The organism is Gryllotalpicola sp. CP2-P1 (assembly GCF_057512245.1).
Genome location: NZ_JBLRDT010000194.1, coordinates 1 through 4,720 on the forward strand (window position 1 = coordinate 1; position 4,720 = coordinate 4,720).

Here is a 4,720-nt window from a genome sequence, read left to right on the forward strand (position 1 = left end):
GACCCGGCTCGGCTCGGTCGAGCTCGCGGGGTGGCAGCTCGTCATGACGGTGTTCAACACGCTCGCCTTCGCGCTCGACGCGCTCGCGATCGCGGCGCAGGCGCTGATCGGGCACGGGCTCGGGGCCTCAGATGTCGACCGTGTGCGGGCGGTGCTTCGGCGCTGCCTGCAATGGGGCATCGGGGCGGGGGTCGTGCTCGGCGCCGTCGTGCTCGTGCTCTCGCCCTGGCTCGGGCGCGCCTTCACGAGCGACCCGCATGTGCTCGCCGTGCTGCCCGTCGGGGTGGCGCTGATCGCGGTCGCCGCACCGCTCGACGGCTTCGTGTTCGTGCTCGACGGGGTGCTGATCGGCGCCGGCGACGCCCGCTACCTCGCGCTCACGGGGCTGCTCAACCTCTCGTGCTTCGTGCCGTGCGCCGTGCTGGTCGCAGTGCTCGTGCCTGGGTCGGGGCTGCCCGCCTGGCTGGGGTTCGCGCTGCTCGCGGCATCCTTCGCCTTCATCTATCTCGGCGCCCGCGCGCTCACCCTCGGCCTGCGCGCCCGCTCGCCGCGCTGGCTGGTCACGGGTGCCTAGCCGGGTCGTCACGAACGCGGCCCATCGGCGCGAATGAGCCGACTCTGTGACGACCGGGTCTGTGACGACGGGGCGCACGCGGGTACCGTCAGCAGCGTGGCCAAAGCTGACACGACCGAATCCGCGACGCTGCTGATCCTGGGCGCGAGTGGCGATCTCGCCGCGCGCCTGCTCATGCCCGGCCTCGGCGGCCTGCTCACGGTGCAGCCCGACCGCCGGGTGCAGCTCATCGGCGCGGGCGTCGAGACGTATACGGATGCCGAGTGGAAGGACCGCGTCACGGCGGCGATGACGGCGGGCAGCGCGAAGGGCCGCGCGGTCACCGATCTCCTCAAGCGCACGAGCTATCTCACCGCAGACGTTACGAAGCCCGCCGACCTGAAGAAGCTGCTGGCCGCGTGCGAGAACCCGCCCGCCATCTACTTCGCGCTGCCCCCGGCGATCACCGCGAAAGCCTGCGACGCGCTGGTCGGGCTGCTGCCCGAGGGAACCCGGCTGGCGCTGGAGAAGCCGTTCGGCGTCGATGAGGCATCCGCTCACACCCTCAACCAGAAACTCGCGACGCTCGTGCCCGAGGACCACGTCTTCCGCGTCGACCATTTCCTCGGGACGAGCGGGGTGCTCAACATCCTCGGCACGCGCTTCGCGAACCGCATCATCGAGCCGCTGCTCAACAACACCCACGTCGCGTCGGTCGACATCGTCTTCGACGAGACGCTCGGGCTCGAGGGCCGCGCCCGCTACTACGACCACGCGGGCGCGCTGGTCGACATGATCCAGAGCCACCTGCTGCAGACGCTCGCCGTCGTGGCGATGGAGCCGCCTGCCGCCCTGGAGGCGACCGACGTGCGCGATCTCAAGGCGCTCGCGCTGCGCGCGACCCGGCTGTGGGCGGATGACCCGGCCGCGGCATCCCGTCGCGGGCGCTATACCGCCGGCACCATCGACGGCCGCGCACTGCCGTCGTATGTGGACGAAGAGGGGGTCGACCCGAAGAACGAGACCGAGACGCTCGCCGAGCTGACGGTCGAGGTGCGCAACAACCGCTGGGCCGGCGTGCCGTTCACGCTGCGCAGCGGAAAGGCGCTCGGCGCGCCGCGGCACGAGATCGTCTTCACGTTCCGTCCCCCGGCGCACGTGCCCGAGCGCATCCGCGGCTCCGACCGGCCGAACCGGCTGCGCCTCGACCTCAAGACACTCGAGATGACGCTCGAGCTCGACGTGAACGGGCCGGGCGACCCGTACACGATCGACCACGTCGAGCTGCGCGCCGAACTCAACCCCGGCCAGCTGCCGGCCTATGGCGAGGTGCTCGCCGGGGTGCTCGAGGGCGACCCCATGCTCGCCGTGCGCGGTGACACGGCGGAGGAGTGCTGGCGGCTCGTCGACCCGGTGCTCACTGCTTGGAAGAAGGACAAGGTGCCCCTCGACGAGTACAGGGCCGGGTCGAGCGGGCCGTGGAAGACGCCGCTGGTCGAGTAAGGCCGCTCACCGTATCCGCCGGGCCGAGTAGCCCGCGCGAATCCGGGCGTATCGCAGCCAGACCCTCTCCTCGCAGGAACGGGTCTCGATACGCGCTGCGCGCTACTCGACCACCGGCACCGGCGCCGTCGTGTTCCCCTCGTGGAACTCGGCCGTGAACAGGCGCGACGCGACGTCGTTGCCCGCGAGCATCGCCTTGACCGCTCGCCCGGCCGCGCGGCCCTTCTCGGCAGCGGGCTGCACCAGCGTCGTCAGGTCGTAGGGCCACAGCCCGTCGACCTTCACCCCGTCGAAGCCGATCACCGAGAGCTGCTCCGGCACGGCGATGCCGAGCTCTTCCGCCGCGCGGATCACGCCGGCGGCGAGCAGGTCGCTCTGCGCGATGATCGCGGTGGGGCGGTCGGATGCCTCGCCCGAAAGCAGCTCGAGAGCGGCCAGTCGCCCCTCCTCGACGTACGAGCCCGCCCCCGTGTACGCCGGCGCGTCCGGGAAGACGTCGCGGGCGCCCGCGAGGCGCTCGAGCGTCGTCGCGCTCGTGCCGGCGGCGATCCGCTCAGGGGTCACAAGCGCCCGCCGGTGGTCGCGGTCGAGCGAGAGCGCGACGATCGCGACCCGCGTGTGGCCGAGGGCCTTGAGGTGCTCGGCGCCCCTGCGGGTCGCCTCGCGGTTGTCCTGCAGGATCATGACGATGTCGTCATCGCCCGGGTTGCCCTCGATCGCCACGACGGGAACGCCGCGGGCGCGCAGCGTGGCGATGGACTCCTCGAACCGGGGGCTGCAGCCCATCAGCACGGCGCCGTCGATGGGCGCGTCGCTCAGCGTGACCGGGTTCTTCTCGTCGCCCTCGGCTTCGCCCGCCACCTCGGTGAGCACCAGCAGGCCGGCGTCGATCGACCCCAGCTCTTCCGAGATGCCGTCGAGGGTCGCGATCTTGATGGGGTCACGGAATGCGTCGCGCACCCGCTCTTCGAGCACGACGCCGACGATGCCGCTGCGGCCTCGGCGCAGCGACCGCGCGCGCGGGTCGGGGCCCGCGTAGTTCAGCTCGCGGGCGGCCTGCAGCACGCGCTCGCGGGTGGCGTCGGAGACCGGGCCGGTTCCGCTGAACGCCAGCGACGCCGTGGAGGCGCTGACGCCGGCGCGCGCCGCGACAGCGGCGAGCGTGGGGCGATGCTCCACGGAGTTGTCGACAGCGGTCACGCACGCTCCTTCGGCCTTCTCGGGCGGCTGGGCCCTGGCTTCCCTTCGGGCAGGGTTTCAGCTAGGTTAGCCGGACCATGCGCTCGAATCGATTCGAGCGTCGAATTCACAGCAACTCTTCCGACCGCTTCACATGCGAAGCATCAGCCAAGTGAGCAACACCGTGAGCACCACCGACAGCCCCGCCGACCAGCCCTCCGCACCCCCCGCGCGCCCTCGCCCCGCCCCTGAATTGCGCAGCTGGCGCAACGCGGTCTTCGTGGTCTTCGCACTGAGCGGCGTGCTGCTGGCGAGCTTCGCCGCCCGCCTGCCCGCGGCGCGCGACGCCCTCGACATCGACCCCGGCCAGGTCGGACTCCTCATCATCTGCATCTCCATCGGCGCGATCCTCGGCCTCGTGGTCGCACCCGCCGCGAGCCACGTGCTCGGCGAGCGCTGGAGCATGGCGACGGGGCTCGTCTTCGGCGCGCTCGGGCTCGCACTCGCGGGACTCGGTGCGACGCTCTGGGGCAACATCCCGGCGACCGTCATCGGGCTCGCGATGCTGGGCCTCGGCAACGGCGCCGTCGACGTGATGATGAACGTCTCGGGCGCCAGCGTCGAGCGGCGCATCGGGCGCACCCTCATGCCGCTCATGCACGCGTGCTTCTCGATCGGCACCGTGCTCGGGGCGCTCGCCGGCGCCGGCGCCGCGGCCGCCGACATTCCGATGTGGCTGCACCTGGCGCTCGTCGCCGTCGTCCTGATCGTCGTCGCCGTGATCGCCGTGCGGTTCGTGCCCGATCGGGTCGAGTCCCCCGACGAGGCGGGTGCGGCCGAGGCATCCGCTCACACCCCCGCGATCAGCACGGGGCAGCGCTTCCGGCGCTCCGTGGTCGCGCGCATCGTGGTGTGGCGCGACGTCACGCTCGTGATGATCGGCGTCGTCATGCTCGGCATGGCCTTCGCGGAAGGCTCGGCCAACGACTGGATCGCGCTCGCCGCCGTCGACGACCACGGCACCACGAAGGCCGCGGGGGCGCTCGTGCTCGACGTGTTCCTCGTCGCGATGACGCTGGGCCGCATCGCCGGTGGCCCGGTCGTCGACCGGCTCGGCCGGGTATGGGCGATCCGCATCACCGCGGGCCTCGGCGTCATCGGCCTGCTGCTGTTCATCATCGGCGGCCAGCCCGCCGTGTTCGTCACGGGCGCCGTGCTGTGGGGCCTCGGTGCCTCGCTCGGCTTCCCGCTCGGCATGTCGGCCGCCGCCGACGACGAGCGGAACGCGACCACTCGCGTGGCGGCCGTCGCGATGATCGGCTACCTCGCATTCCTCGGCGGGCCGCCCGTCATCGGCTTCCTGGCCGACCACATCGGCATCCTGCACGCGCTCTACGTCGTTCTCGCGCTCGTCGTCGCGGCGTTCCTGTGCGCGCCCGCGCTGCGGCAGCGCAGCTACGGGGCCGGCACGGGCCGGGCGGATGC

General features: G+C 72.1%; 4 protein-coding genes. 3 read left to right on the top strand and 1 reads right to left on the bottom strand.

Annotated elements, in window-relative coordinates; all coding sequences use genetic code 11:
- Both ACM2XV_RS12485 and ACM2XV_RS12490 read left to right on the top strand, forming a co-directional pair.
- Positions 1 to 574: MATE family efflux transporter (locus ACM2XV_RS12485; RefSeq protein WP_487027154.1), on the top strand; the 574-nt coding region annotated here is incomplete at its 5' end.
- A 96-nt stretch (positions 575 to 670) separates the two neighbouring features.
- Entirely contained in the window at positions 671 to 2,056 is a 1,386-nt protein-coding gene (locus ACM2XV_RS12490) for a glucose-6-phosphate dehydrogenase (RefSeq protein ID WP_487027155.1), read from the top strand.
- A 102-nt stretch (positions 2,057 to 2,158) separates the two neighbouring features.
- On the opposite strand, the gene ACM2XV_RS12495 is transcribed toward ACM2XV_RS12490, so the two are convergent.
- Positions 2,159 to 3,256: a LacI family DNA-binding transcriptional regulator gene (locus ACM2XV_RS12495; protein ID WP_344775727.1), complete on the bottom strand. Its 1,098-nt coding sequence runs from the start codon at positions 3,254 to 3,256 to the stop codon at positions 2,159 to 2,161.
- A gap of 151 nt (positions 3,257 to 3,407) precedes the next feature.
- Here ACM2XV_RS12495 and ACM2XV_RS12500 point away from each other — a divergent pair.
- Positions 3,408 to 4,720, top strand: a 1,313-nt coding sequence (locus ACM2XV_RS12500) for an MFS transporter (protein WP_487027156.1), incomplete at its 3' end; no start/stop codon positions are given.